Source organism: Arthrobacter sp. MYb221 (genome assembly GCF_002979835.1).
In the GTDB taxonomy this organism is placed as follows: Bacteria; Actinomycetota; Actinomycetes; order Actinomycetales; family Micrococcaceae; genus Glutamicibacter.
In genome coordinates this window covers 127,349-149,920 of sequence record NZ_PCPW01000008.1, presented here as the reverse complement: position 1 = coordinate 149,920, position 22,572 = coordinate 127,349, and the positions used below count along the sequence as shown (strand labels likewise).

23 protein-coding genes and 2 tRNA genes are annotated in these 22,572 nt (G+C 60.0%); 16 read left to right on the top strand and 9 right to left on the bottom strand.

The window, feature by feature from the left end; all coding sequences use genetic code 11:
• Nucleotides 1-29 precede the first annotated feature (29 nt).
• Nucleotides 30-1,028: an alpha/beta fold hydrolase gene (locus tag CQ015_RS11670; protein ID WP_096285359.1), complete on the bottom strand. Its 999-nt coding sequence runs from the start codon at nucleotides 1,026-1,028 to the stop codon at nucleotides 30-32.
• Nucleotides 1,025-1,552: a PadR family transcriptional regulator gene (locus tag CQ015_RS11665; RefSeq protein WP_096285361.1), complete on the bottom strand. Its 528-nt coding sequence runs from the start codon at nucleotides 1,550-1,552 to the stop codon at nucleotides 1,025-1,027. Before CQ015_RS11665 ends, CQ015_RS11670 begins: the two co-directional genes overlap by 4 nt.
• 158 nt (nucleotides 1,553-1,710) lie before the next feature.
• Here CQ015_RS11665 and CQ015_RS11660 point away from each other — a divergent pair, with 158 nt between their 5' ends.
• Nucleotides 1,711-2,631: a DMT family transporter gene (locus tag CQ015_RS11660; RefSeq protein ID WP_105553390.1), complete on the top strand. Its 921-nt coding sequence runs from the start codon at nucleotides 1,711-1,713 to the stop codon at nucleotides 2,629-2,631.
• A gap of 31 nt (nucleotides 2,632-2,662) precedes the next feature.
• A complete protein-coding gene (locus CQ015_RS11655) occupies nucleotides 2,663-3,871 on the top strand; it encodes a multidrug effflux MFS transporter (protein ID WP_105553391.1) in 1,209 nt (402 codons plus the stop codon).
• A 92-nt stretch (nucleotides 3,872-3,963) separates the two neighbouring features.
• Here the strand turns inward: CQ015_RS11655 and CQ015_RS11650 are convergent, their stop codons facing one another.
• Nucleotides 3,964-5,796 (bottom strand): phosphoenolpyruvate carboxykinase (GTP), encoded by a 1,833-nt coding sequence (locus tag CQ015_RS11650; protein WP_105553392.1) that lies wholly within the window; start codon nucleotides 5,794-5,796, stop codon nucleotides 3,964-3,966.
• 319 nt (nucleotides 5,797-6,115) lie between these two features.
• On the opposite strand from CQ015_RS11650, the gene CQ015_RS11645 reads away from it, so the two are divergent.
• The 13 genes from CQ015_RS11645 (at nucleotide 6,116) to CQ015_RS11605 (ending at nucleotide 15,655) form a co-directional block, all read left to right on the top strand.
• Nucleotides 6,116-6,192: transfer RNA gene (locus CQ015_RS11645), tRNA-Arg, on the top strand.
• Between the two features lie 748 nt (nucleotides 6,193-6,940).
• Complete coding sequence (locus tag CQ015_RS11640) at nucleotides 6,941-7,915, top strand: ABC transporter ATP-binding protein (RefSeq protein ID WP_105553393.1); 975 nt, start codon at nucleotides 6,941-6,943, stop codon at nucleotides 7,913-7,915.
• Complete coding sequence (locus CQ015_RS11635) at nucleotides 7,912-8,817, top strand: ABC transporter permease (protein ID WP_096285373.1); 906 nt, start codon at nucleotides 7,912-7,914, stop codon at nucleotides 8,815-8,817. Before CQ015_RS11640 ends, CQ015_RS11635 begins: the two co-directional genes overlap by 4 nt.
• 40 nt (nucleotides 8,818-8,857) lie before the next feature.
• On the top strand, nucleotides 8,858-8,986 hold the full coding sequence (locus CQ015_RS19380; protein ID WP_255248399.1) for a hypothetical protein: 129 nt from the start codon (nucleotides 8,858-8,860) through the stop codon (nucleotides 8,984-8,986).
• A 74-nt stretch (nucleotides 8,987-9,060) separates the two neighbouring features.
• Nucleotides 9,061-10,167 (top strand): class V lanthionine synthetase subunit LxmK, encoded by a 1,107-nt coding sequence (gene lxmK / locus CQ015_RS11630; RefSeq protein ID WP_258138339.1) that lies wholly within the window; start codon nucleotides 9,061-9,063, stop codon nucleotides 10,165-10,167.
• On the top strand, nucleotides 10,167-11,114 hold the full coding sequence (locus tag CQ015_RS11625) for a T3SS effector HopA1 family protein (protein ID WP_176484141.1): 948 nt from the start codon (nucleotides 10,167-10,169) through the stop codon (nucleotides 11,112-11,114). Before lxmK ends, CQ015_RS11625 begins: the two co-directional genes overlap by 1 nt.
• Before the next feature lie 171 nt (nucleotides 11,115-11,285).
• Nucleotides 11,286-11,456, top strand: coding sequence for an LxmA leader domain family RiPP (locus CQ015_RS19000; RefSeq protein ID WP_181148426.1), 171 nt, complete (start codon nucleotides 11,286-11,288; stop codon nucleotides 11,454-11,456).
• A 44-nt stretch (nucleotides 11,457-11,500) separates the two neighbouring features.
• Nucleotides 11,501-11,671 (top strand): LxmA leader domain family RiPP, encoded by a 171-nt coding sequence (locus CQ015_RS18995; RefSeq protein ID WP_181148426.1) that lies wholly within the window; start codon nucleotides 11,501-11,503, stop codon nucleotides 11,669-11,671.
• A gap of 48 nt (nucleotides 11,672-11,719) precedes the next feature.
• Nucleotides 11,720-11,890 carry a hypothetical protein gene (locus CQ015_RS18990; RefSeq protein WP_181150407.1) on the top strand — a complete coding sequence of 57 codons (171 nt, stop codon included), beginning with the start codon at nucleotides 11,720-11,722 and terminating at the stop codon, nucleotides 11,888-11,890.
• Nucleotides 11,891-11,982: 92 nt separating this feature from the next.
• The gene (locus CQ015_RS11620; RefSeq protein WP_096285377.1) at nucleotides 11,983-12,621 is read left to right on the top strand and encodes a flavoprotein; all 639 of its coding nucleotides are present in this window, start codon (nucleotides 11,983-11,985) and stop codon (nucleotides 12,619-12,621) included.
• A complete protein-coding gene (locus CQ015_RS18745; protein ID WP_146112459.1) occupies nucleotides 12,618-13,478 on the top strand; it encodes a hypothetical protein in 861 nt (286 codons plus the stop codon). Before CQ015_RS11620 ends, CQ015_RS18745 begins: the two co-directional genes overlap by 4 nt.
• 9 nt (nucleotides 13,479-13,487) lie before the next feature.
• Nucleotides 13,488-14,717 (top strand): pitrilysin family protein, encoded by a 1,230-nt coding sequence (locus CQ015_RS11610; protein ID WP_105650176.1) that lies wholly within the window; start codon nucleotides 13,488-13,490, stop codon nucleotides 14,715-14,717.
• 77 nt (nucleotides 14,718-14,794) lie between these two features.
• Nucleotides 14,795-15,655, top strand: a complete 861-nt coding sequence (locus tag CQ015_RS11605; protein ID WP_105650175.1) for a hypothetical protein — start codon at nucleotides 14,795-14,797, stop codon at nucleotides 15,653-15,655.
• Nucleotides 15,656-15,671: 16 nt separating this feature from the next.
• Here CQ015_RS11605 and CQ015_RS11600 read toward each other — a convergent pair whose 3' ends face one another.
• Both CQ015_RS11600 and CQ015_RS11595 read right to left on the bottom strand, forming a co-directional pair.
• Nucleotides 15,672-16,346, bottom strand: a complete 675-nt coding sequence (locus tag CQ015_RS11600; RefSeq protein ID WP_096285386.1) for a response regulator transcription factor — start codon at nucleotides 16,344-16,346, stop codon at nucleotides 15,672-15,674.
• A gap of 95 nt (nucleotides 16,347-16,441) precedes the next feature.
• Nucleotides 16,442-17,677 carry a sensor histidine kinase gene (locus CQ015_RS11595; protein ID WP_255248401.1) on the bottom strand — a complete coding sequence of 412 codons (1,236 nt, stop codon included), beginning with the start codon at nucleotides 17,675-17,677 and terminating at the stop codon, nucleotides 16,442-16,444.
• Nucleotides 17,678-17,867: 190 nt separating this feature from the next.
• On the opposite strand from CQ015_RS11595, the gene CQ015_RS11590 reads away from it, so the two are divergent.
• A tRNA-Arg gene (locus CQ015_RS11590) sits at nucleotides 17,868-17,941 on the top strand.
• 70 nt (nucleotides 17,942-18,011) lie between these two features.
• Here the strand turns inward: CQ015_RS11590 and CQ015_RS11585 are convergent.
• From CQ015_RS11585 to CQ015_RS11570, 4 genes are all read right to left on the bottom strand, one after another.
• On the bottom strand, nucleotides 18,012-19,031 hold the full coding sequence (locus CQ015_RS11585) for a LacI family DNA-binding transcriptional regulator (protein ID WP_105553399.1): 1,020 nt from the start codon (nucleotides 19,029-19,031) through the stop codon (nucleotides 18,012-18,014).
• An 82-nt stretch (nucleotides 19,032-19,113) separates the two neighbouring features.
• Entirely contained in the window at nucleotides 19,114-20,532 is a 1,419-nt protein-coding gene (locus CQ015_RS11580; protein ID WP_105650174.1) for a GH1 family beta-glucosidase, read from the bottom strand.
• Nucleotides 20,532-21,416 (bottom strand): carbohydrate ABC transporter permease, encoded by an 885-nt coding sequence (locus CQ015_RS11575; RefSeq protein ID WP_105553401.1) that lies wholly within the window; start codon nucleotides 21,414-21,416, stop codon nucleotides 20,532-20,534. The genes CQ015_RS11580 and CQ015_RS11575 overlap by 1 nt, the downstream gene beginning before the upstream one ends.
• Entirely contained in the window at nucleotides 21,409-22,569 is a 1,161-nt protein-coding gene (locus CQ015_RS11570) for a carbohydrate ABC transporter permease (RefSeq protein ID WP_105650173.1), read from the bottom strand. The genes CQ015_RS11575 and CQ015_RS11570 overlap by 8 nt, the downstream gene beginning before the upstream one ends.
• Nucleotides 22,570-22,572: the final 3 nt, after the last annotated feature.

The window sequence follows — 22,572 nt, the reverse complement described above, 5'->3', positions numbered from 1 at the left end:
CACCGCGCTTAGCTGTCAGCCGAAGCCATTCACTTCTTCTCGGGCTTTTTAGCTTTCGGTTTCTCGTCCGGGACCGCGGACTGCGGCGCTGAGGCTCGCTCCGGCTTTTCTGCGGGCGCTTCAACAGTTGCCGCGCGCTCGGGCTTTGCCTGCTTGGAAGCCTTGGGCTGTTTCGATGGCTTGGCGGTTAGCGGATCTACGAGGATCGGGTGGATCGTCGAGTCGGTAATCCAACGCCGCACCACGGAGTTGAACAGCAAGGGGTTCTCAATATTCCATTGGTGGTGCATTCCCGGGACCACCCGGGTCACCGCCTGCCCAAGCTCCTCGCGGAGCGCCGCGAAAGACTTCTGCACGAGTTTGGGTTCTTTGCCCCCAGCCAGCGCGAGCACCGGGCCGGTGTAGGCAGAGAGCCTTTCCGGCACTCCTCCGGGATCCAGATCGTCCATGATGGCGCGCAGATTCTCCGGCTTCAGCATCACCCCGTGTTCGGTGAACAGCTCCCTTTCGTCATCCACCATGCCGTAGGCGCCGGCTTGGAACCGCCAGTACCATTCGCTGCCGATGAGCTTGAGCTGCATCCGGTTCACCGCACGTGCCGCGGCCGGCACTCCGGTGACCGGAGTGCCGGTCAGCAACAGCGAATCGATCAGTTCCGGATGCCGGGCCGCCACATGCAAGGCAATGACACCGCCGAGCGACATCCCGACTAGATGCACTCCGCCTTCGGATACTTCGTCGGCGATCAGCGCCGCCACATCGTCTGCGGCGGAATCCAGTCCCTGCCAGGTTTCTTCGCTGCGCGCGCCGAAGGCCGGCAGGTGCAAGGTCAAGACGTTATAGTCGCCAAAGGCCAGGACCTGCGGATCCCAGCTCCAGTTGCCGACGTTTCCGCCATGCAGGAACACCAGCGTCTGTTCGTGCTTATGCGGCCCCGCCTGCCGGCGAGCCGGATGCAGCTCGGGGTAATCGGTAGCCTCGCGGGTGAATTTCTTCGCCGTGGGCCCCTGATCTTTGCCTAGCGTCATGGCAGATGCTCCAATACTGCGTCGAGCCACTCCAGCTCGGCGGCCTGCTGTCGGATTGCATGGTCCAAGGTGGCGGCCATCAGGAAGCTACGACGGTCCGCGGCAGCTCGCATATCGATGCCCTCGCGCTGCGAGAGGTAGTCATCCAGGATCGCCTGCGTCTTGGCCCGGCGTTCGACCAGCAGCTGGTCGATGTCCTCGCGCGGCAGCTCGGCAGCGAAAAAGACCTGGCCCATGAACGGATCTCGTTCGGCACCGTGGGCCGCGCCGTTGGAGAGCCACCCGACCAGGGCCTCGCGCCCCGCATCGGTGATGTGGTGCTCCTGGCGGTCGGGATAATTCGACTGGGCCACGGTGGTCACCGTGGCCCAGCCTTGATCCACCAGCTGCGCCAACGTGCGGTAGATCTGTGCCTTGTCGGCGTTCCAGAAGTGATTAATAGAGGAGTCAAAGTGCTTCTTGAGCTCGTAACCAGTCATCGGCGCCAAACAAAGCAACCCTAGAATCAATCGTGCCAAAACCATGGATTCATCTTTTCATATTTAGTTGATTTTGCACCCACTTACCCGTCGGTAGATGGAAACTGAACCCGGATTGTGACAATTCCACGCCGTATTCTTGGCCAACTGACCTGCCTGCACTTCAATCAGAGAGGCCCCGACTCGAAAAAGGTTGTCCCCCTATGAACTCCCAAGCTCAAAGCAAACCGGCCGCCCCGCCACATTCGGGTGGCCGCGCGGCGCTTTTCGTGGTGCTGGGTTCGATCGGAGTGCAGAGCTCCTCGGCAATCTCGGCAAGCATGTTCGAGGCACTCGGCTCACCCGCCGTCAGTTCCTTGCGGCTAGTCCTTGCGGCCGTGGTGCTGCTGGTCTTCTTGCGTCCGACCGTGCGCGGGCACAGCGCGAGCGCGTGGTCGGCGATTGCCTGCTACGGAATCGTCATGGCGGCGATGAACTTGTTGCTTTATAAGGCGATCGAATATTTGCCCCTAGGCGTTGCCGTCACCCTGGATTTTCTGGGCCCTGCGGTGGTGGCGCTGGTGTTCTCCCGCCGTATCCGCGAAGCCGCCTGGGCATTGCTCGCCCTGGGCGGGGTGATTCTCATTGCCGGGCCCGGCGGCCATTTCGATCTGCTCGGCTTCGCCTTCGGCATCGGGGCGGGACTCTGCTTCGCGTTGTATACCCTGCTGGCCGAGAAGGTAGGCAAGGCAGGCGACTCCTCCGTCAGCTCGCTGGCGCTGTCCGTGTCGATCGCCGCGCTGGTCTCCTTGCCCTTCGGCATCCCGAAGGTTGCCGAGGTGACCGGAGCGCAATGGGGACTACTGGCCCTGAGCGGCGCGATCGGGGTGGCCATCCCCTATCTGGTGGACACCCTGGCGGCTCGCATATCCTCGGCCCGCGTGGTGGGTACGCTGTTCGCCATCGACCCGGCCATGGGCACGCTGATCGGTTGGCTGGTGCTCGGTGAGCAGCTGGGTTGGTTGTCCCTGCTCGGCATCCTTTGCGTGGCGCTGGCCGGTGCCGGGGTGACCTGGTTTGCCGCCAAACCGCCCGGTCCGCTGGAGCAGGTACCCGCGACGGACCTCGCTAGGGAACAAGCGTAGCTAGGGCGGTTTCCGCTTCTAGAATGGGCTTATGCCTTCTGCCTTCGAGCGCTCACGCTTGACCCCACCGCTTTTTGCCCTGCTGATCCTGCTGGGCACCACCGGCCCGCTGGCCACGGACATGTATCTGCCTTCCTTCCCGGCGATGACGCAGGAGTTCTCCACTTCCGCTTCGGCGATCCAGCTGACCCTGACCTTCTTCCTGCTGGGGATGGGCCTTGGACAGCTCCTGTGGGGAGCGCTCTCGGACCGGCTAGGCCGCGCCAGGCCGTTGCGCTGGGGCACCGCATTATTCGTGCTGGCCTCGGTGGCCGCCGCGCTGGCGCCATCCTTGGAGGCGTTGAGCATCGCCCGCGGTTTGCAAGGCATCGGCGGAGCGGCGGGCGTGGTGATTTCCAAGGCGATCGTGGCCGACACGACCAAGGGCGTCCAGACCGCACGAACCTTCAGCATTTTGATGACTTTCGGGGCAATAGCTCCGGCGGTGGCGCCGCTCTTGGGAGCCTACCTCGGTGAGCTAGGCGGCTTCCGCCTGGTGCTGTGGGTGCTCAGCGCCGCCGCGCTGCTCATGGTCACCGGATCCCTGGCCATCTACCGAGAAACCCTCGCCCCCGCGGCACGTTCGGGCGGAAATTTCCTTGCCCCGCTGAAGCTGGCGCTCTCCCGCCGGCGATTTGTCGGCTACCTGGTCCAGTTCGGCTTCGCTTTCGGCGCGATGATGGCCTATGTCTCGGCCTCGCCCTTCCTCTATCAAGAGGTGCTGGGTCTCAGCGCGCGGGGCTACGCCCTATGCTTCGGCCTCAACGCGGCGGGCCTGATCCTTTCGGGCTTGGTCTCTGCACGGCTGGTGGGCCGGGTCCCGCTACGCCGCACCATATCGGTCGCGCTGACGATTCTGCTGGGCGCAAGCCTGGTGATCCTCCTGCTGGCGATGCTCCAGATACGCAGTCTGGGCCTGGCGGCGGTGATCTTCGTGCTGGTCTCCTCGATCGGCTTCACCATGGGCAATACCACCGGATTGGCGTTGGCCGAGGTGCGCGATGTTTCGGGCTCGGGCTCCGCACTCTTGGGGTCGGCGCAATTCCTCATCGGCGCGTTAGCCACCCCGCTGGTCGGTCTGTCCGGGGCGGATTCCGCGTTGGCCTTTGCGCTCACCGCGGTGGCCAGTTCGCTGATCGCGTTTGGCGCGCTCCTCTACACCGCGGATCGTTTCCACCCCGGCGCCATGGAGCACCCCTAGCGATGGGCGGGCAATCAACTCCGCGTGGTTAAACGAAGATCCCGCGGAATCCGCAGTTCTGCGGATCCCACGGGATCTTCTGCCACCGAAAGCTAGGCGCTGAGGCGGGCTTTCAAACCGTCGAGCTCGGCACGCAGCGATGCTGGCAGCGCGTCACCGAAGTTCTCGTACCATTCTTCGATTCCCTCGACCTCGGTGGCCCATTCGTCCTTGTTGACCGCCACGGCGGCCTCCACGTCGGCTGGGGTGAAATCCTTCAGACCCGTCAGGTCCAGGGAGTCGCCGGTTGGCACGTTGCCGATGATGGTCTCCTTGGCGTCCGCGGTGCCTTCGATACGCTCGATGGCCCACTTGAGCACGCGCGAGTTATCTCCGAAACCAGGCCATGCGAAGCCGCCGTCGGCGGTGCGGCGGAACCAGTTGACCAAGAAGATCTTCGGCATCTGCTCCGGGTTGAGCTTCTCGGAGATCTTGTCCCAGTGGTTCAGGTAGTCCCCTGCGTTGTAGCCAATGAATGGCAGCATGGCCATCGGGTCGCGGCGGATCACACCGGTTGCGCCGGAAGCGGCGGCGGTGGTCTCCGAGGACAGGGTTGAACCCATGAAGATGCCGTTGGTCCAGCTGCGTGCCTCGGTCACCAGCGGGATGGTCGTCTTGCGACGTCCGCCGAAGAGGATCGCGTCGATCTTCACGCCGTTTGGCGAGTAGTAATCCTCGGACAGCATATCGACCTGGTCGATCGGGGTGCAGAAACGGGAGTTCGGGTGCGCCGCGTTGGTGCCCGACTCTGGCGTCCAGTCATTGCCCAACCAGTCGGTCAGGTGCGCCGGAGCCTCGTCGGTCATGCCCTCCCACCAGACGCCGCCTTCGTCGGTCAGCGCTACGTTGGTGAAGATGGAGTTGCCCTTGGTGATGGCACGCATGGCGTTCGGGTTGGTGGACCACCCGGTGCCCGGCGCCACACCGAACAGGCCGTATTCCGGGTTCACCCCGCGCAGCTCGCCGTCCTTGCCGATGCGCATCCAGTTGATGTCATCGCCCAGCGTCTCGGCTTTCCAGCCTTCAATGGTTGGTTCCAGCAGGGCGAGGTTCGTCTTGCCGCAGGCCGAGGGGAAGGCCGCTGCAATGTTGTAGGACCTGCCCTGTGGGCTGGTCAGCTTCAGGATCAGCATGTGCTCGGCGAGCCAACCCTCGTCGCGGGCCATTGCCGAGGCAATGCGCAGCGAGTAGCACTTCTTGCCCAGCAGGGCGTTTCCGCCGTAGCCCGAGCCGTAAGACATGATGGCGCGCTCTTCGGGGAAGTGCACGATCCACTTGTCTTCGTTGCATGGCCAGACGACATCTTCCTGCCCTGGCTTAAGCGGTGCGCCGACCGAGTGCAACGCAGGAACAAAGAAGGCTTCTTCGGCTTCCATCTTGCGCAGCACTTCGCTACCGATCTTGGCCATGACGCGCATCGAAGCGACCACGTAGGCGGAGTCGGTCAGCTCTACACCGTATGCAGGCTCGTCGGCGTTCAGCGGGCCCATGACGAAAGGAATGACGTACATGGTGCGTCCGCGCATCGATCCGTCGAACAGTCCGTTGAGCATCGACTTCATCTTCGCTGGGTCTTCCCAGTTATTGGTGAAGCCGGCGTCTTCTTCCTTCTCCGAGCAGATGAAGGTGCGCTCCTCAACACGGGCGACGTCCTTCGGATCCGAGAATCCTGCGTAGGAATTCGGGAAGTTCGGGTCGGTCAGCTTAACCAGAGTGCCGGCCTCAACCAGTTCAGCGGTCAGGCGGTCATTCTCCGCAGCGGAGCCGTCGACCCAATAAACACGTTCGGGCTTCGTCAGCGCGGCAACTTCCTCAACCCAAGCTGCCAACTTTGCGTGCGTGGTTGGCGCTGCGTCGATTACGTTCTGATCGGAGCTCGTGCTCATTATCCATTCCCTCCATTGGGCTGAATTTGTCAATAAATCAAGGCTAGGGGTACTCCAGCTGGCACATTGTGTGACCCAATCCTCAGCATTGGGCTGATGTTAGACTTGGGAAGATAAATTTCCCGAAATTTCGGGGGTTTATCGATGAACATCAACCCATTTATGTGACCAAGGTCACGTAGACCGGTACCCTTTTGGATTCTTCACATAACCTTCTGTTCACTTTCGATAGATACCGTCCACCTGCGATTTGTACCGATCGAATTTCATCTGTATAGTTATTCGAGGTTCGCGAGAGTGAATCAAGCAAACTAAATATGCGCCCATAGCTCAGCTGGATAGAGCGCCTGTCTACGGAACAGGAGGCCGGGGGTTCGAATCCCTCTGGGCGCACCAAAAAGTAAAAGTCTCGGGACATCGTTGATTTGATGTCCCGAGACTTTTTCGTTTAACCTTCTGCAAGTCCTTAATGCCGGATCCCGCTGTCTGCGTCCCGTATCGGCGCCGCAAGGGTCAGCGAGCAGGAGCGAATGGACTCAGCGCGGCTTGTAGCACCTTATTCTGCATTTGCGCGAAAACGCGTCATGGGGCTATCGGCAGCTGCTGAATCCCATGGCCCACTGAGTCATGAGCAACGTTTATACCTTTACTCAGCGTGGAATTCGCAACCTGAGCTAGCAGGAGAATCCGAAGTACTGGCATAGCAATGCTCCGCTGAATGCCGAGTCGGCCAAGGAAATAAGTGTGGTGTTGAGTGCAACGGTTCCAGCGGTAAGCAACTTGACCATGAGTTTCTCCAGTTTTCGCGATCTAGATGATGACGTGCCCGGCAGCTTTGTGCCACCAACAACTTTTCACCGCCCCGCGCATGCGGCACATATACAAAAGACCAATAATTCCGCTCTATATGATTCAGCTGGATTAAATGGCGGCAGGCCGAATACCCACACTTCGAACTGCGGGAAGCGAATCGATAGTCTGCGAGTATACGCTCAAATAATCTGCCAGGAGTGCTGATCAGTTCCCGCTCAGGAAGGAATATTGGCCTTTAGAACAATGCAGAACTGTACTCAAGTACAGGGTCAGCTCGTTCTTCGCTCCATAGAGTCGGTATCGATAACGAAACCAACACGAGGAGCACCTCATGAACGGACTGCAGCTCACCGGCATCGTCCGCAGCTTCGGCAACCGCACGGTTCTGCACGATATGGACCTTTCGGTTCAACGCGGCGAGATCGTCGGGTTCATTGGCGGTAACGGCGCCGGCAAGACCACCACGATGCGGCTAATCCTCGGATTGCTGAACGCCGACCGGGGAGAAATCACCTGGGATGGATCACCAATCACCACGGCAGATCGTCGAGCCATCGGCTACATGCCAGAAGAACGCGGACTCTACCCGCAAATGCCAGTCCGCGAGCAAATTATCCATTTTGCCCTGCTGGAAGGCCATATGGGAAAACAGGCCAGAGCGGTTGCCGACGATCTTATCGGCTCCCTGGGCTTGACCGGGCGGGAAAAAACCTTAATCCAGGACCTGTCGCTGGGCAATCAGCAACGTGTCCAGTTGGCTGTCTCGCTCGTCGGCAATCCTGCGCTTCTGGTCCTCGATGAACCGTTCTCTGGTTTGGACCCAACCGCGGTGGCCACGATGGGTTCGCTGCTTCGCGAACAGGCTGCCCGCGGTGTGGGGGTGCTCTTCTCATCCCACCAGCTTGACCTGGTAGAACGTCTTTGCGACAAGGTTTGCGTCCTCGACCAAGGGCGAGTGAAGGCCAGCGGCAGTGTCGCCGAATTGCAAAACGACGGCCAGAGCAGATGGCAGCTGAGGTTCTCGGCGAATGCCGAGGGCTTCGCAGCAGAGATCGCCATGATCCGAGGGCTCACAGTCACGTTGCCCGCCGATGACCACAGCACGGTGTTCGTGTCCATGTCCGGAACCGATCTGGACCTGCCGCCGGCGCTACTGGCGGCGGCGCAACGTCATGGTTCCTTGCGCAGCATCGAAGCAATTCAGCGATCCTTGGACGACTTGCTGTCCCAGGACTTCATTTCCGCCGGACGTGGCGAACTGACCATCAACGCACAACTCGCCCAGAATGCAGGAGGAATCTCATGACCACCCAGCCGCTAAGCCTTAACACCATGCCGGGCCTGAGCGGAACGTTCCGCGAAACTGGATTGGTAATTCGGCGCGAAATCCTCACCCGGACGGCCAATCGAACCATCTTGATTACCACCGGATTACTTGCCCTGGGAGTCGCCGCAGCAGCAGGCATCGGCGGTTGGTTCCTCGTGAACTCCATGGAGCAATTTCAGGCCTTCACGCTTAATCCTCGAATGCTCTTTGCCACGGCCATGATCTGTGCGCTCCTTACCTCTCTGGTTTATTCGGCTCAAAGCCTGACCACCGGGGTCGTGGAGGAAAAATCTTCGAGAGTCGTCGAAATCCTGCTGACCAAAATCGGTATCACGCCGTTGCTGCTCGGCAAGCTCATCGGCATCGGCCTGGTAACTCTCACGCAATTACTGGTCATCGGTGGCGCAGGGGTGCTCGGGTTCTCAGTGGTGGGAGGCTTCTCGCTACTCGACGTGGAAGCTGGACCTATCCTGGTGTGGTTCCTGATCTGGTTCTTGCTTGGATATGCCATCTTTGCGCTATTGAACACGGCGCTGGCGGCCACCGTGGCCCGCCAAGAAGACTTAGCTTCTGCGGTTATGCCGCTTTCGGTCTTGCAGATGGTGCTGCTGGTACTAGCGCTCTATGTCCTGCCCAATAATCTTGAGAACGGCTGGTTGCACGCCCTGTCGTTCGTACCGCTGTTCTCCTCGTACCTCATGCCGATGCGCGTCGGACTCGATGGAGTAGATGCCTGGCAGATGGCGACCTCCGCCGCAATCGCGGTGCTGTCTATTCCAGTGCTTTTCTGGATGGCCACCAAGCTCTACCGGAACAACGCGCTGCGTACCGGTTCGCGAGTCTCGCTACGCGATGCGCTCAGCTCCGACGATGCCGCCTAGATTCTCCCGCTTCACGCAGTCAATGACGAAAGGACACCCCATGACTGACAACGACAATAACCAGAACCTCGCTAAGAGGCCCTCGAATATTCGAAAGCAACTGCGTAATCTCGCCTTGCTCGCCCTCGGCGTCGCCATTGCCTACGTCGTCACCAATTTCCTCCGCTAGCGACCCCGTCAGCTCTTCGAGATTCCCTGTTCGTATCGGCGTCGCCGGTACGAACAGGAAGGAAGCAGATCATCATGAGCACGACCACGCTTTATCCTCGATCTTTGAACCCCGAGGCTCATCAGGCTTCACTTTTGGCTGATGCGCTATTGGAACAGCTAGGGCGGGCCTCGGTCCGGAGTATTTCTCCGGCAGCTTTTGCCGGGCGCAACGGAACCTGGGTCCTGACGCTAGCCGATGGCAGCAAGGTCTTTGCCAAACGTTTCTCCGAAAAATCTTCGACGCCGCGAGCGTTCAATCGCTCCTTGAAATTCGCACGCTTCACCCACACGCATCCGCACCATGCGCCGGCAAGCGCACGCCTGATCGCCTCGAATGAAATTGAACGCCTTCTCATCTTTGACTACTGCCCCGGTGAAAGCCTGGCCAGCATGGTGGTTGAGGAACGGGTGCCGGCAGATTTCGCGTCACGGGCCGGTGAAATCCTTGGACGTTTGCATACCGCTGCCCCGACAGGTCTGGAGCCCACCACCATTTCCAGTCCCCCGATTGAAATGCTGCACCTCGGCGTTCCGCAGGCCCAGTACCAGAATTTTACCCTCGCCGAAATCGCGCTGTGGGCGCAGTTGCAGTCCGATAATCTACTCATCAATGCAGCCGTTGAACTGCGTGACTGGGAACTGCAGCATCAAACCAGCCCAATCCACGCGGACCTGCGGCTCGACCAGTTTCATCTTGAGGAGAACGAGCTACTCCTGCTCGACTGGGAGGAATTCGGACTAGGAGATCCCGCCCGGGATCTCGGCATGCTGGCCGGAGAATGGATCTACCGCGCGGTTCTCGACACGGTCACCAGCCGGGGCAATGCCGGGGCGCCCCCGGAACATTTCGACGAAGAGCTGGCCACAGCGGTCATGGCGCAACGCATGGGCATGGTGGTCCCGCAGATCCAGGAACTCTGGCGCAGCTACACCCGCATCGCTACCGGCTATGACGAGCAGCTCCCCGTGCGCGCCACCGCGCATCTGGGTTGGCATCTCATCGATCGTTCAATTGCCCGAGCTGCAATGGTCTCCCGGCTACCTGGCATCGAACGAGCCGCAGCCGGCGTCGGACGAAAGGCGTTGCTTAGTCCTGGCAGCTATTACCAAGCCCTTGGATTCGGAAGGAGTGAACACTGATGCCACCGACCCTCACCCGCTGGGCGAGCTTTGAGCGAATACTTGAAGGATTGGCCGATCACGTCAGGGTGGACTTGGCGGCGAATACGGCGCGTATCGGGAGCACCTCATTGAGCGCAGGAAGTCGAAGTGAGCTCAGATCGCAGCTTAGCGCGGCCACCTACACTCACCTGCACATCAGAAATCCGCTCATCGAGAATATGCCAACGACCGGGTACCAGGATCTCGCGGACGAATTAATCGCGGATATCCCCCACCGAAGCATCTGGCAGCAATCCGGATCGCCCGCAAGGCAAACGGTCGATGTCCAAGGTCTCAAGCACCACGTAGTCACCCTCGGCGGCGTCAAGGTACTTGTCCCACACCACGATGTGTCTCGGTTGGATCCCTCATCCGAAGCGGCCGTGCGCACGCCCAGCTGGCGCACCCGGACCACTCCCGGATACGTCTTGGCGCTCGGAGCAAGCGGAATCGATGCGGAGCAGGTCACTGCACGAATCTATGTCACCTGCGATTCGGCGGCTCAAGCCTTGGAACTCTGGCCTATCGTCCTAGATGTCTTAGCAAAGTCAGCCGGCGGCTATCAGGCTAAAGCGCTTTCCTCTTCCCTCGCCTATCCGCGCAGCGACGCGATGGTGCTCTACGTGCCAGACACCGCTGTGCAGGAGATCGCCGACCGTCTCACCGCCGCAACGGCTCGGATCTCAGCCCCGCACACGGAGCACTCGATCTTTACCCAGCGGCTGTCTCCAAGATTCTCGCAAGCGGGAGAATCGGCGGATCCACGGCCTTCCCACCGAGGGCTGAGCTTCGGACAGCACCGCTCCCGGGTACTCACCGATGCACTGCTGACCGCGGCCAAGAACGAGATGCGACTGCAGGATGCCTGGGCATTTGAGGCGACCAGAGCCAGGATCGATCCTCGTAATCCGGCAACCAATCTCTGAGCTTCTCATACTTTCCGCATTCACGAGCCAGCGAATTCAGCGCCTCGGTGAAGCACCCCCAAAAATTTGCGTACCGTCGAGGCGCCCCCGCAGCCTCTGGAAACGCGTTCACACCTCATCCGAGGAACAACACAATCAGCCTTCAACGGCAATTATCTCAAGGAGCAAAACATGGACAACAACGCACTCGCACCACAAGCCAACCTCACCGACCTCGCCCAGGCGCACAACACCTTCACCACCGCCGGTGAACTCGGCGCCGACGCCGCCACCGAAGCACCCGCCACCAGCCCGCTTTGCGTCGGCATCATCATCGGCGCCACCCTCGGCGCCGGCTGCTAAGCCCCCACACCCAGCAACCCATCACAACCAAAAAGGAGCAAAACATGGACAACAACGCACTCGCACCACAAGCCAACCTCACCGACCTCGCCCAGGCGCACAACACCTTCACCACCGCCGGTGAACTCGGCGCCGACGCCGCCACCGAAGCACCCGCCACCAGCCCGCTTTGCGTCGGCATCATCATCGGCGCCACCCTCGGCGCCGGCTGCTAAGCCCCCCCCCACACCCACCAACCCATCACACCCAAAAAGGAGCACGACATGGACAACAACGCACTCGCACCACAAGCCAACCTCACCGACCTCGCCCAGGCGCACAACACCTTCGCCACCGCCGGTGAACTCGGCGCCGACGCCGCCACCGAAGCACCCGCCACCAGCCCGTTCTGCGCTGGCGTGCTCATTGGCGCAACGCTCACGATGGGCTGCTAGTCCCCGTCCTACCCCGGTCAGGCGACGGCCCCAGAGCCGTTATTCGGGCCGTCGCCCAACCGGACCCATCAAGTCCCTCAAAAAGGAACACCATGACCACCGCAGAAAGTAAGGCCGACGCCTCCAAGCTGGATCTCACGCTCGAAGGATTCGGCTACCGAAAAGTCGTGCTGGTCCTTACCGGATCCGCTGCCACTCAAATGATGCCGTTTTGGCTTGAATGGGCCCTAGAAGCTGCCCCCGAAACACAGTTCAGGATCGTCATGCGCGATTCTGCCAGCCGTTTCATCACCCGTCACAGCCTTGAGACTCGGCTACGGGCCCGGATCCAATCCGACCATTGGGACGATGAAATTATCGCGGCCCATATCGATTTGGCCGAGTGGGCGGATCTGATCCTGATCTACCCGGCCACGTTGGACTACACTTCGCGGCTTGCCCACGGCATCAGCGATTCCCCCTCACTGCTTGCGGCGCTGAGCACCCATGCAAGGGTGTGCATAGCGCCGTCGCTTCCTCCACGTGCAATGGAAAACCAACTGGTCAGGGATATTCTGGAGAAGTTGCGCAAACCGAAGAACTTCCTCGTGATCAATCCTGTCCCCGGCCCGAGCGAATCCAGCGCTATTTCCGACGCCTGGGTTCCACCCGCCTTTCCAGCAGTATTGCGCCGCCTCGAGTCGGAACGTCGTTTACTCGTTGATCTTGTTACGGGGGTTGAGCGGCAATGACTACAACCGAAGTGCAACCGCGCAGCACGCCAAGGCGCCGGCTCACGACGGGCCTGCTCGTCACGGAGCTGCATTTGGGGCAGGGCAAAGCCGTGTGGACTCGACGATTGGGTGCCCAGGCACCACTCGATTTCTCCCAGACGCAAAACCCTTCTGCGGAGAATCAGCGGCAACACATTGTGTGGGGAGAGGGAACCGCCACATTTCGCAGCTACGCTACCACTGCCGGCACAACCGTTGCTGAACAACTCCAGCAACGCTCCCCCAAGGACATGCACCGCATAGGTCTGCTGTGGGGTGAGGCGCTCAATAATCTGCACGCTACCCCCATAACCGGTCAAACAACGCTTCGCGAACCGCGCACGTTGCAACGGGCCGAAGGCTGGCTGAGTGGAAAATGGTTGCCTGCGTTGCACACGTTGGGCCCCATGGCCCTAGGCCAACTGAAGCGGTGGTCGCAGCGAATGCTGGGCACTCAGGATTCGGCGTTGGCGCATGGCTCCCCCGGCATGGCTCATTGGGTGCTCACCGCAAATGGCCGTAGTGGATCGCTGTTGACCGGAGAGGACACTGGACTTGCGGCTCCCGCCTATGACTTCGGATGGGTTCTTGGTGAAATTGCCGAGCTCTATGCCTTCTACCCCGCATTGCGCACAAACCTCGACCCGCTGCGCTTGGGACTGCTGGATACCTACCCCGAGGCCATTGGCGAATCCGGCTTTAGTTTGGCCTGCGCCTACCGGCTGACCCAGCATGCTTACGACTGGCACCACTACGGACATGCCTCGTTGCGCGAAGCCCAACTGCTCTTGGACTTGGCCGTCAACCATCTGTCTACCCAGTACGCGAAACTTTAGGAGAAGGCCTTGCTCACCCGTATCGATGCCAGCACACGGCACATACAATTCCGCTCGCTGAAATCGGGGGCACGCATAGCGGCCGTTCATGCTCCCCAAACGCGCAATGCCTCGGTAGTACTGGGCGTCGCCGCTGGAATGCGTCATGAGCGGGAAGGCGAAGAGGGAATGATGCACCTGCTGGAACACCTAATTTATCAGGACAGTTCCACGATCACCGGAGCGGACCGTGAACTGCAGGTGCTCCACGCCGGCGGGGTCCTCGGCGGTCATACGCATATGGACTACACCGAATTCTATGAAACTGCTCCGGTAAACCAGATTGACGACATGGCTCGGCGGATCGCGGACCAGGTCTTTTACCCAAGGCTCAGAGAAGAACAGATCACCACACAGGTCACTGCCGTGGCCACTGAGCGCGCTAGCCGCCTCGCCTCGGCGCCCGGCGGCGTTCTGCCTTGGCCGCATCTTTCGGCGCACTGCTGGCAAGATCATGCAAATTCCCATGACGGTTCGGGAGACGCCGACCTCCTCGGGCGCGCGACCGGAGGGCGGTTGCGCGAGCTGCACGCACGCCATTACCGCACCTCCAACGCGGTAATGGTCGCCTTCGGGCCCAAAGAACCGGCGGACATGTTGCAGAGTCTGCAAGATGCACTGCCCACTGAAACCCCCGAGGCCCCGGCGGTGCCGCCCGCGCAGGAGTCCATTTTCCGCACGGCCAGCCGGCGCACCGTAACCGTTCCAGGACTGCAGCGCCCCCGTCTGCTCGTAGCCACCCGCAGTGCGCCGGCACCACGAGTGTATTCCGAAATTTTGGGAGACCTGCTGGCCGCAGCAATGCTGTCCCTGCCTTCAGGATTGGATGCCAGCGCGGGCATGTTTGGCCCAGGCGACCGTGTCCACAACGATCTCTTTGTGTTGGTTGATGACACAAACTCGGGAATCGAACCTGTCGAACGCCTCGCTGCCCTGAGGTTTTGCGATGATGACCTATTGCTGCGTGCCGGCCAGCGAGCACTATTTACCGCCGAAAAACTTGTGCATGACGACCAACGGTTCGCCCGCGCCGTGGCCCGCGATATCTTGCTGCGAGATGCCCCCGGTTTCGCGGCCGGTTTAGTGCAAAAACTACGCGACGGCTTAGGCGATGTGCCCGGCCTGCGCGCTGCGCTCCAAACCTCGGCTAAACGTCTCGCTGCACAGCAGCACCACCATTTGACCCTTGAACCCGCATAGGAGTCCCAGCCGTGAACAGCGCATTCCCTCCCGTCCGATCCATACCAGATGACCGAACGCACTTCACCCTAGTCAGTTTGGCTTGGCGCACCGATCAGCGGCGTTCCTCCGAAGCGGAGCAAACCCTGCGCGCGGTAGCCGGCAGAGTCTGCGCCTCGAATTCCGGAACAATTTGGCACGACTGGGCGGTCAGCGCTGGAGCAGTCAATGTGACGGCAGCACTTCCCTTGCGCGGTGCGGAGCGGTGGCTCCAAACCTTCGCCGAGCATGCCCAGCAAATCGACCCGGATTTGGCCGGCGCTCCCGCCCTGGCGCTGGTTGGGCCGCAAGCGCAGCTAGAAAACTTAGCAGCACCCGGTGCAGAACTTTTCGGGCACCTCGAAAGCAAAGACAACCCGGGGCTTTCGGACCGCCTGGAGCGAACGACTACCCAAGGTTATGAACAAATCACGGTTACAGGTGCCGATCCCTCCGCGGCTCTCGGTTCGGCGGCCACTTTTTTGGCCCTTGCCACCTTGTCCGGAGGTCCAGTCGCGCTTTTGCCCAAGGCCACGAAACAGGCCGGGCACGCTGCATTGATAAAAATAATGCGCGTCCTGAAGGACCGCCAGCCTGCGATCATGTGGCAGGTCATTGCTCAGGAGAACCACTCGCTGGGCTCCTTGGAATCAACGCTGGACGCGGTCGCAGATCTTGGCCTGCGGGTGACCCGGGATGAGGAGCTGCTAATCAAGCAGTTCGCGATCGCCAATCTGAATCGTGCCTGGTGCTCACCAGTGGAGTTGGTTCGGGCGCTGGCCCAGTACGAGGTCATGGGTTGGGGTGGCGACTTGATTCTGAATCCCGAGTCGCAGGTGAATGAAGTCGCAAACGCCGACCTCGAATTGGCATTGGAAGGCTTGTTGCGCTCCCCGCGTGCGGTGCTCGGCAAATCCTAAGCTACCGGAGTTGCGCCTAGCGTGCGCGTGACCCCGGCTTCATGTCCAGAAGCCCATGTTCCACGGCCTTGACTAGAATCTGCACGCGGTCCCGCACACCAAATTTCTCCATAACCTTCACGAAGCGAGCTTTGATAGTTGACTCGGTGACAAAAAGTTCCGTGGCCATCTCCTTGTTGCTCATGCCCCGCCCGAGAAGCTTGATGACTTCCAGTTCCTTGTCGGTCAGGGCATCGATCAGTTCTGCATCGGCTTCGACTTCGGCTGGGATTGAGTTCGCCAGCCCGCTGACCACATGTCGAGCCACTTGCGGCGACAGAATGGACTCACCGGCTGCCACTTTATTAATCGCATCGGTGATTTCCTGGGGCTTAGCATCCTTGACGATGTAGCCCGAGGCACCAGCACGCAGCAGGTCCACCACATATCGGTCGGTGGCGAAAGTGCTCAAACCGAGAATCGCGATCTCAGGGTTGCTCTGGTGGATCTGGGCTGTTGCCGCAACGCCGTCCATGACCGGCATTTGCATATCCATCAAGATGACCTCGGGCTGCAACGAGGCCGCCTGGACTACGGCGGATTTCCCATTGGATGCTTCGCCGACGATTTCAATGGTGGGGTCTGAGGAGAGATAATCTCGCAAAATTTCCCGGGTCAAGGCCTCGTCATCCACAAGCAGCACTGTTGTCACTGATAACTCCTCGCTTGGCGGTAGTCCACGCACTTGGTTCTCATGCGCGTACGGTGATAGCGCATCTGGTCACTATTTTTGCATGGTTGCCGTCGTTATCCGGTAGCGGGCAAGCCTTCAAGCGGGATAGTTACGCCGATCGACCAGCGGCCGGTGGAATCGCTGGTCTCCACGGTGCCGCCAAATACCTCGCAGCGTGCGCGCATCGCTTCCAAACCTGTCTGCGACGACATGATGGGAGTGCCCTGTCCAATATCATTTGTCGAGCTGAGCAATACGCGGTCTGGCCGGATACGGAGCTGGAGTTCCACTGCTCCGTCAGGATTCGCGTGCTTGAGGATATTGGTTCCCAGTTCCCGGATGGTTCGCCGAAGGGCTTGGCGCAAACTCGCCGGAATACGCGCTACTTCGCCTTCTAGCGCGAAGGCCACGTCGAATCCGGCCCGTTTGAGCGCTTGCATGACCTTGTCCAAATCATGTACCAGCCCTACCGCGGTAGTGGTCTCCCCGGAAAGTTCATCGGACTCCAAGATCTGTTGGCCTTCTTCTGCTTCCAGCCCCGAGGGACTCTGAAATTCATTTTCGTTGGCTTCCGTTTTCAGCAAGACGACAAGGCTGCGAAGATCCTGCAGGGTTTGCTGCGCGGCATTGCCAATTCCAGCGAGGATTTCCGCAGTCTTCTTCGGGTCGTTGACGAACTCGGCCCGACGGGCTTGCATAGCCATGATCGTGACATCGTGGGCAACAATGTCGTGCAGCTCATGAGCGAGCTGCGTTCGTTCCTCGGAGCGAATTCTCGCCTGCTCGACTTCCAGATCCCTGATTCGTTTGGCGCTCGTTTCATTCTTCCGGCGATAGACATTCAGGCTCAACCCGGCCACGGCCGACATGACGCCGAAACCGCACAGCAACATGACCGCCAGGAGCTCCACCTCCGGCAAGAGTAGATACAGCAGGAACAACATGCCCATGGCTGCGGAGGGAAAAGCGAGTGCCGCCCGCCACGGCAGCAAATAGCAGGAGAGCACAATGACAAATACCGAGGGAAAAACCATGCTGGCCAATAAGACCCCGGGCATACCGACCGCCGCGATAAGCAGCAACCCCACAAACCATGCGGCAATGCTTGGCAGGACCCCAAGCGACAAAGCCGCCAGGGGCAGGTACGGAAAAGCCAGGTACAACACGCCAAGTTCTGCGAGGTAGCCGGCTGTCCCCAGCCACACATCACCCGCGTACATGAACAGCGCAAGCGCCAGCGGGACAAAACGACCGAGGCGCCCGCCAGGTAACGGTTTAATTTCACCAGTCCATGCAGTCCAAGTATTCACACCAGCTATTGTGTCATTTCAGCACTCAAGCACGCTCCACTGGTTGCATACCCAAGGCAGTTTTGACGGACCCAGGCGACATTCACCACGGCCGATGTGAAACGCCACACTTTGGCCTCTCCGGCTTTTGCCCTTCGGATAATCTGGTGTAAAGTCATTGGAGTCGTCAAGGCGAAAAACAACTAAATATGCGCCCATAGCTCAGCTGGATAGAGCGCCTGTCTACGGAACAGGAGGCCGGGGGTTCGAATCCCTCTGGGCGCACAAATTGAAATTCCCACTCTCCGGAGTGGGAATTTTTTGGTTAACTGTTTGCTTAACTCCAAGCACTTATTTAGCCGCCGTGGGACCCGCGCAAAATCAGCTTTGTTGGCATGATGATTCGTTCGGGCACCATTTCACCATTAATGCGCTGCACCACAACCTCCGCCATTTTGGCTCCTTGCTCTTCCGCATTCTGCGCCACGGTAGTCAACGCAGGCGAGGCATTGCGCGCAAATGAATCATCATCGATGGTGGTGATGGCGATGTCTCTGGGCACGGAAAGCCCCGCCTCAGCGATCACCTTCATCGCGCCAAAGGCCATTTGCGCGCTGGCGGCAAACAACGAGTCGATTTTTATGCCGCTGGCCAGCAAATCGCGCATGGCGGTTTCTCCGCTGCCCGGGGTGAAATCGCCCACCGCAACCGCGGCAACGCCAAGACCGGCGGCGTGCACCGCCTGTTCGAAACCCAATTGGCGGTCGAGGGCCGCACCCATGTTCTGCGGTCCCGAGATCGCCGCCGGGTATTTGCGACCCGCTTTGAGCATGGCTTCAGTTGCTTCCCGTGCCGCGGCCGCGTTATCTACGTCAACGACGAACACGTCGCCGTCTTCGTTGCTCATGGGGCGGCCGCCGAAGACCAACGGCAACGCTCCGGCCAGTTCGCTGTATGAGCTGTCATCCGCGTGGTGCGAAAGGATCAACGCCCCATCAACGTTTCCGCCCCGTAGGTAGCGGCTGGTTTTCGCGGGGTCAGACTCGGTGGCGATCAACAGGGACAGCGTGAATTCGGTGGTGCTCAGGTACATCGCAGCCCCCTGAATCACCGCAGCGAAGTATGGGTCTGCGAAGAACTTCGCGGTGCTTTCGGGGATGACTAACGCGATGGAATTGGTACGACCCTGTGCGAGGGAACGGGCCGCTCGATTCGGGACGTAGTTCAGTTCCGCGATGGCCTTTTCCACTGCCCGCGCCGCATCGGCCTTGACCTTGTCCGACCCGTTGACCACGCGAGACACCGTGGCTCTGGAGACTCCTGCACGTTCGGCAACCTGTTCCAGCGTCGGCTGTTGTTTGCGTGGTTCGGGCATCGTTACTTCTTTGCGGTAGCTGGGCGGGTCCTTGTGACTAGCGTGTGGTGCGTGGCGCTTGGCTAAGCGCCACGCACCAGTGCTATGCCATTGTACGGTTGGCGGCAATTAGTCCCGCGTAGGCCCTGCCGCTGTCCTTAATAATGCGTTCCTGGGTTTCATAGTCGACGTAAATGATGCCGAATCGCTTCTGATAGCCCCAGGCCCATTCGAAATTATCGAGCAAGGACCAGAGGAAGTAGCCCCGCACGTCCACTCCGTCTTGGATGGCACCGGCAACAGCATCCAGGTGGCTAAAAACGTATTCACGACGTTCGACATCGGCCACGGTTCCGTCCGCTGACAGTTCGTCGGCATAGGAGGCTCCGTTCTCGGTGATGTACAAGGCCGGAAGATCCTTGTATTCGGTCTGCAACCGGTTCAGCAGTATCCGCAGGCCCTGCGGATTAACTTCCCAACCCATCGCAGTACGCGGCAGGTCTCGGCTCGGGAAGCTGACATATTCGCTTCCTACAAAAGGCGAGGACTTCGGCGCATCAGTTGGTACAACCGCCTCTGGCTCGCCTTCGCCAAGCGGATGCCCCGACACGTTGTCATCGTGATAATGGTTCACCCCGAGAAAGTCGATGGGCTGATGAATGATCTCGAGGTCCCCTGGCATAATGACCTCGGCCAGCCCCAAGCCATCCACGTCTACGAGCAGGTCCTCGGGATAGGAACCGCGCAGCAAGGGATCCAAGAACATCCGGTTCCACAGCGCATCGATACGACGGGCCGCTTCCAGATCCACCGGGTCCGTTGGATCGTTTGGCACCGCGTTGGTCAGATTCAGCGTGATGCCAAGCTCTTGGGCGCCGAGTTCACGCAAACGCTTTGCCGCCAGGCCATGTCCGAGGTGCTGGTGGTGCACGGCCGACAAAGCCGCCGCGGGATCTTGGCGTCCCGGTGCGTGTTCCCCGGCTGCGTAACCGATGAGCGAAGAACACAACGGTTCGTTAAAGGTCGTCCAGTGCTTGACTCGGTCACCGAGCTTTGCGTAAACCAGCTCGGCATACTCAGCGAATTTATAGGCCGTGTCACGGTTGGCCCAGCCGCCCTGCTCTTCGAGGGCCTGCGGCAGATCCCAGTGGTACAGCGTCAGCCAGGGCAGAATTCCCTGCTCCAACAGCTCGTCGACTAGCCTCGAATAAAAATCCAGGCCCTCGGGGTTGACGCTACGCCCGCCGGGAACCACCCGCGCCCAGCTGGTGGAGAAGCGGTAGGAATCCAGACCGAGCTCACGCATTAACCCGACATCCTCTCGGTACCGGTGGTAGTGGTCCACCGCAGTCTCCAGGTTGTCGCCGCCGGCGATCACCCCCTGCTTGCGAGCGAACGCATCCCAGACGGAGTCTTCTTTACCGTAGGCGTGGCTGGCGCCTTCGATTTGCGCCGCCGCGGTGGCCGAGCCCCAGAGGAATTCTCTGGGCCAAGCGAAATTCTCTGATAAGTGGGTTGTCATTAGCCCTTTACAGCTCCTGCCATAATTCCGGATACAAGTTGTTTACCCGCCACTATAAAAAGCAGCAGCAGCGGGATGGTTGCCATCAGCGCACCGGACATCACGATCGTGTAGTCCACATAGCGTGCGGATTGCAGTTGGCTCAATGCCACCTGCAAGGTGGGATTTTGGGGTGCGACCAGCATTGGCCACAGATAGTCGGTCCATGCGGTCATGAAGGTAAAGAGCGCCAAGATGGCCATCGCCGGACGGGCCGCGGGTACTCCTACATGCCAAAAGGTACCGATCATGCTGGCACCGTCGATTCGGGCTGCCTCGATCAACTCATCTGGCACGACATCCACCAAATACTGGCGCATGAAAAACACTCCGAACGCGGTGACCAAGGTGGGCACCATGACTGCACCGAGCGATCCGGTCCAGCCAAATTCCTTCATCACCATGAACAACGGGATGATCCCCAGCTGGGTCGGCACCGCCAGGGTGGCAATCACGAAGACCAGCAGCCCCTGGCGTCCGCGGAAGCGCAACTTTGCGAACGCATATCCCGCCAGTGTCGAGAATGCCACCACCGAGATCGTGATGACCGAGGAGACGAGAATGCTGTTTCCCAGTGCGCCCCAGAAATCGATGGTGTGGAAAACTTCGGCGGCATTAGTCCAGAACGAGCCTCCGGGAAGCAGTGGTGGGTACGTCGAGGCGAATACCGCCCCGGTATTCGAACCGATCACCATCGAATACCACAGCGGGTAGGTGCTTCCGAGGAAGAACGCGATCAGCAACCCGTAAGTGAGAAAGCCTGGGCGGCGATCCATGGAGAAGTTTTTGCGTTTGGCTGCAGGTTTCCCGGCTTCCACAGTTCGGTCCAAGGAGGTGCTAGTCATGGGAATCCCCGTCCTTCGGGCTCGCTGCTGCGTCTGTTAACCTTTCGCCCTTCGAGGCGACCTTGGCTTTTGCTTGCCGCACGCCGTTTCGGTGCGCCAGCCGTTGCGCTCGGCGCCGCTTGCGGCTACCCCCTTCGCTCGAAGAGGCAATGGCGCCCGAAAGCACGAAGTTGATCAGGCCGATCACGATAATGATCAAGAACAGCATCCAGGCGACCGCAGATGCGCGACCGAAGTCGCCGCGGTTGAACGCCAGATCCCAGAGATAGAGCACCGTGGTTTGGTATTCGCGCTCGGGACCGCCGGGCACCGAGCTGCTGGCGTTGAATAGTTTCGGTTCGGTGAAGATCTGCAGGCCACCGATGGTCGCGGTGATGATCACGAAGATCATCGTGGGGCGAATGCTCGGCAGCGTGATGGAGAAGAACCGGCGCATCGACCCCGCTCCGTCCAGCGCGGCGGACTCGTGCAGTTCGCGCGGCACCGCTTGCATGGCTGCCAGCAGGATCAGCGCGTTGTAACCGGTCCAGCGCCAGTTCACCATGGTGGCGATGGCCAAGTGCGAGGGAAGTACCTCGCTCTTCCACGCCACCGGATCGATGTTGATCACTTGGAGCAGGTTGTTGATGAGTCCATATTTCTCGTCGAAGGCCGAGGAGAAGATCAGCGTCACGGCCACCGGAGTTACCACATAGGGAATCAGCACACTCATTCGCCAGAACGTCTTGGCACGAATATTCTGGTCCAGCATGGCTGCGATGAAGGTGGCCACGAGCAGTTGGGGAATCGCCGAGAGCAGGAAGATGCTGAACGTGTTGAACAGCGAATTCCAGAACAGTGGTGAGCTAAGTTCTGCGGCGTAGTTCTCCAGCCCTACCCAGTCACCGGCTCCCCCGAGTAGGTCCCAGTCATTGATTGACACCACGAAGGTGTAGACCAGCGGAAAGAGCCCCACCAGGGCGAAGAGAATGAAAAAAGGTGAAACGTATAGATACGGGGAGTATTTGAAGTCCAGCCGTCCCCAACGCTGACGCCGGCGCGTTTTCTTCCCGGCTGCCGGATCAGCCCTGCGGTGCCTTTTGCCTGGGGGCTGCTCCCCCGTCGGCGCCGCGGCACCTGGGGTGCCCGAAGCGTTGTTGGTCAAGATGCTCATTTA

Bases quoted from the DNA above. Each gene is read 5' to 3' on its own strand.
- CQ015_RS18990 (WP_181150407.1), top strand. From the start codon at position 11,720: ATGGACAACAACGCACTCGCACCACAAGCCAACCTCACCGACCTCGCC.
- CQ015_RS11575 (WP_105553401.1), bottom strand. From the start codon at position 21,416: ATGACTAGCACCTCCTTGGACCGAACTGTGGAAGCCGGGAAACCTGCA.
- CQ015_RS11670 (WP_096285359.1), bottom strand. From the start codon at position 1,028: ATGACGCTAGGCAAAGATCAGGGGCCCACGGCGAAGAAATTCACCCGC.
- CQ015_RS11570 (WP_105650173.1), bottom strand. From the start codon at position 22,569: ATGAGCATCTTGACCAACAACGCTTCGGGCACCCCAGGTGCCGCGGCG.
- CQ015_RS11660 (WP_105553390.1), top strand. From the start codon at position 1,711: ATGAACTCCCAAGCTCAAAGCAAACCGGCCGCCCCGCCACATTCGGGT.
- CQ015_RS11635 (WP_096285373.1), top strand. From the start codon at position 7,912: ATGACCACCCAGCCGCTAAGCCTTAACACCATGCCGGGCCTGAGCGGA.
- CQ015_RS11585 (WP_105553399.1), bottom strand. From the start codon at position 19,031: ATGCCCGAACCACGCAAACAACAGCCGACGCTGGAACAGGTTGCCGAA.
- CQ015_RS11640 (WP_105553393.1), top strand. From the start codon at position 6,941: ATGAACGGACTGCAGCTCACCGGCATCGTCCGCAGCTTCGGCAACCGC.
- CQ015_RS11625 (WP_176484141.1), top strand. From the start codon at position 10,167: ATGCCACCGACCCTCACCCGCTGGGCGAGCTTTGAGCGAATACTTGAA.
- CQ015_RS11580 (WP_105650174.1), bottom strand. From the start codon at position 20,532: ATGACAACCCACTTATCAGAGAATTTCGCTTGGCCCAGAGAATTCCTC.
- CQ015_RS11665 (WP_096285361.1), bottom strand. From the start codon at position 1,552: ATGGTTTTGGCACGATTGATTCTAGGGTTGCTTTGTTTGGCGCCGATG.
- CQ015_RS11655 (WP_105553391.1), top strand. From the start codon at position 2,663: ATGCCTTCTGCCTTCGAGCGCTCACGCTTGACCCCACCGCTTTTTGCC.
- CQ015_RS19380 (WP_255248399.1), top strand. From the start codon at position 8,858: ATGACTGACAACGACAATAACCAGAACCTCGCTAAGAGGCCCTCGAAT.
- lxmK (WP_258138339.1), top strand. From the start codon at position 9,061: ATGAGCACGACCACGCTTTATCCTCGATCTTTGAACCCCGAGGCTCAT.
- CQ015_RS18745 (WP_146112459.1), top strand. From the start codon at position 12,618: ATGACTACAACCGAAGTGCAACCGCGCAGCACGCCAAGGCGCCGGCTC.
- CQ015_RS18995 (WP_181148426.1), top strand. From the start codon at position 11,501: ATGGACAACAACGCACTCGCACCACAAGCCAACCTCACCGACCTCGCC.
- CQ015_RS11650 (WP_105553392.1), bottom strand. From the start codon at position 5,796: ATGAGCACGAGCTCCGATCAGAACGTAATCGACGCAGCGCCAACCACG.
- CQ015_RS11620 (WP_096285377.1), top strand. From the start codon at position 11,983: ATGACCACCGCAGAAAGTAAGGCCGACGCCTCCAAGCTGGATCTCACG.
- CQ015_RS19000 (WP_181148426.1), top strand. From the start codon at position 11,286: ATGGACAACAACGCACTCGCACCACAAGCCAACCTCACCGACCTCGCC.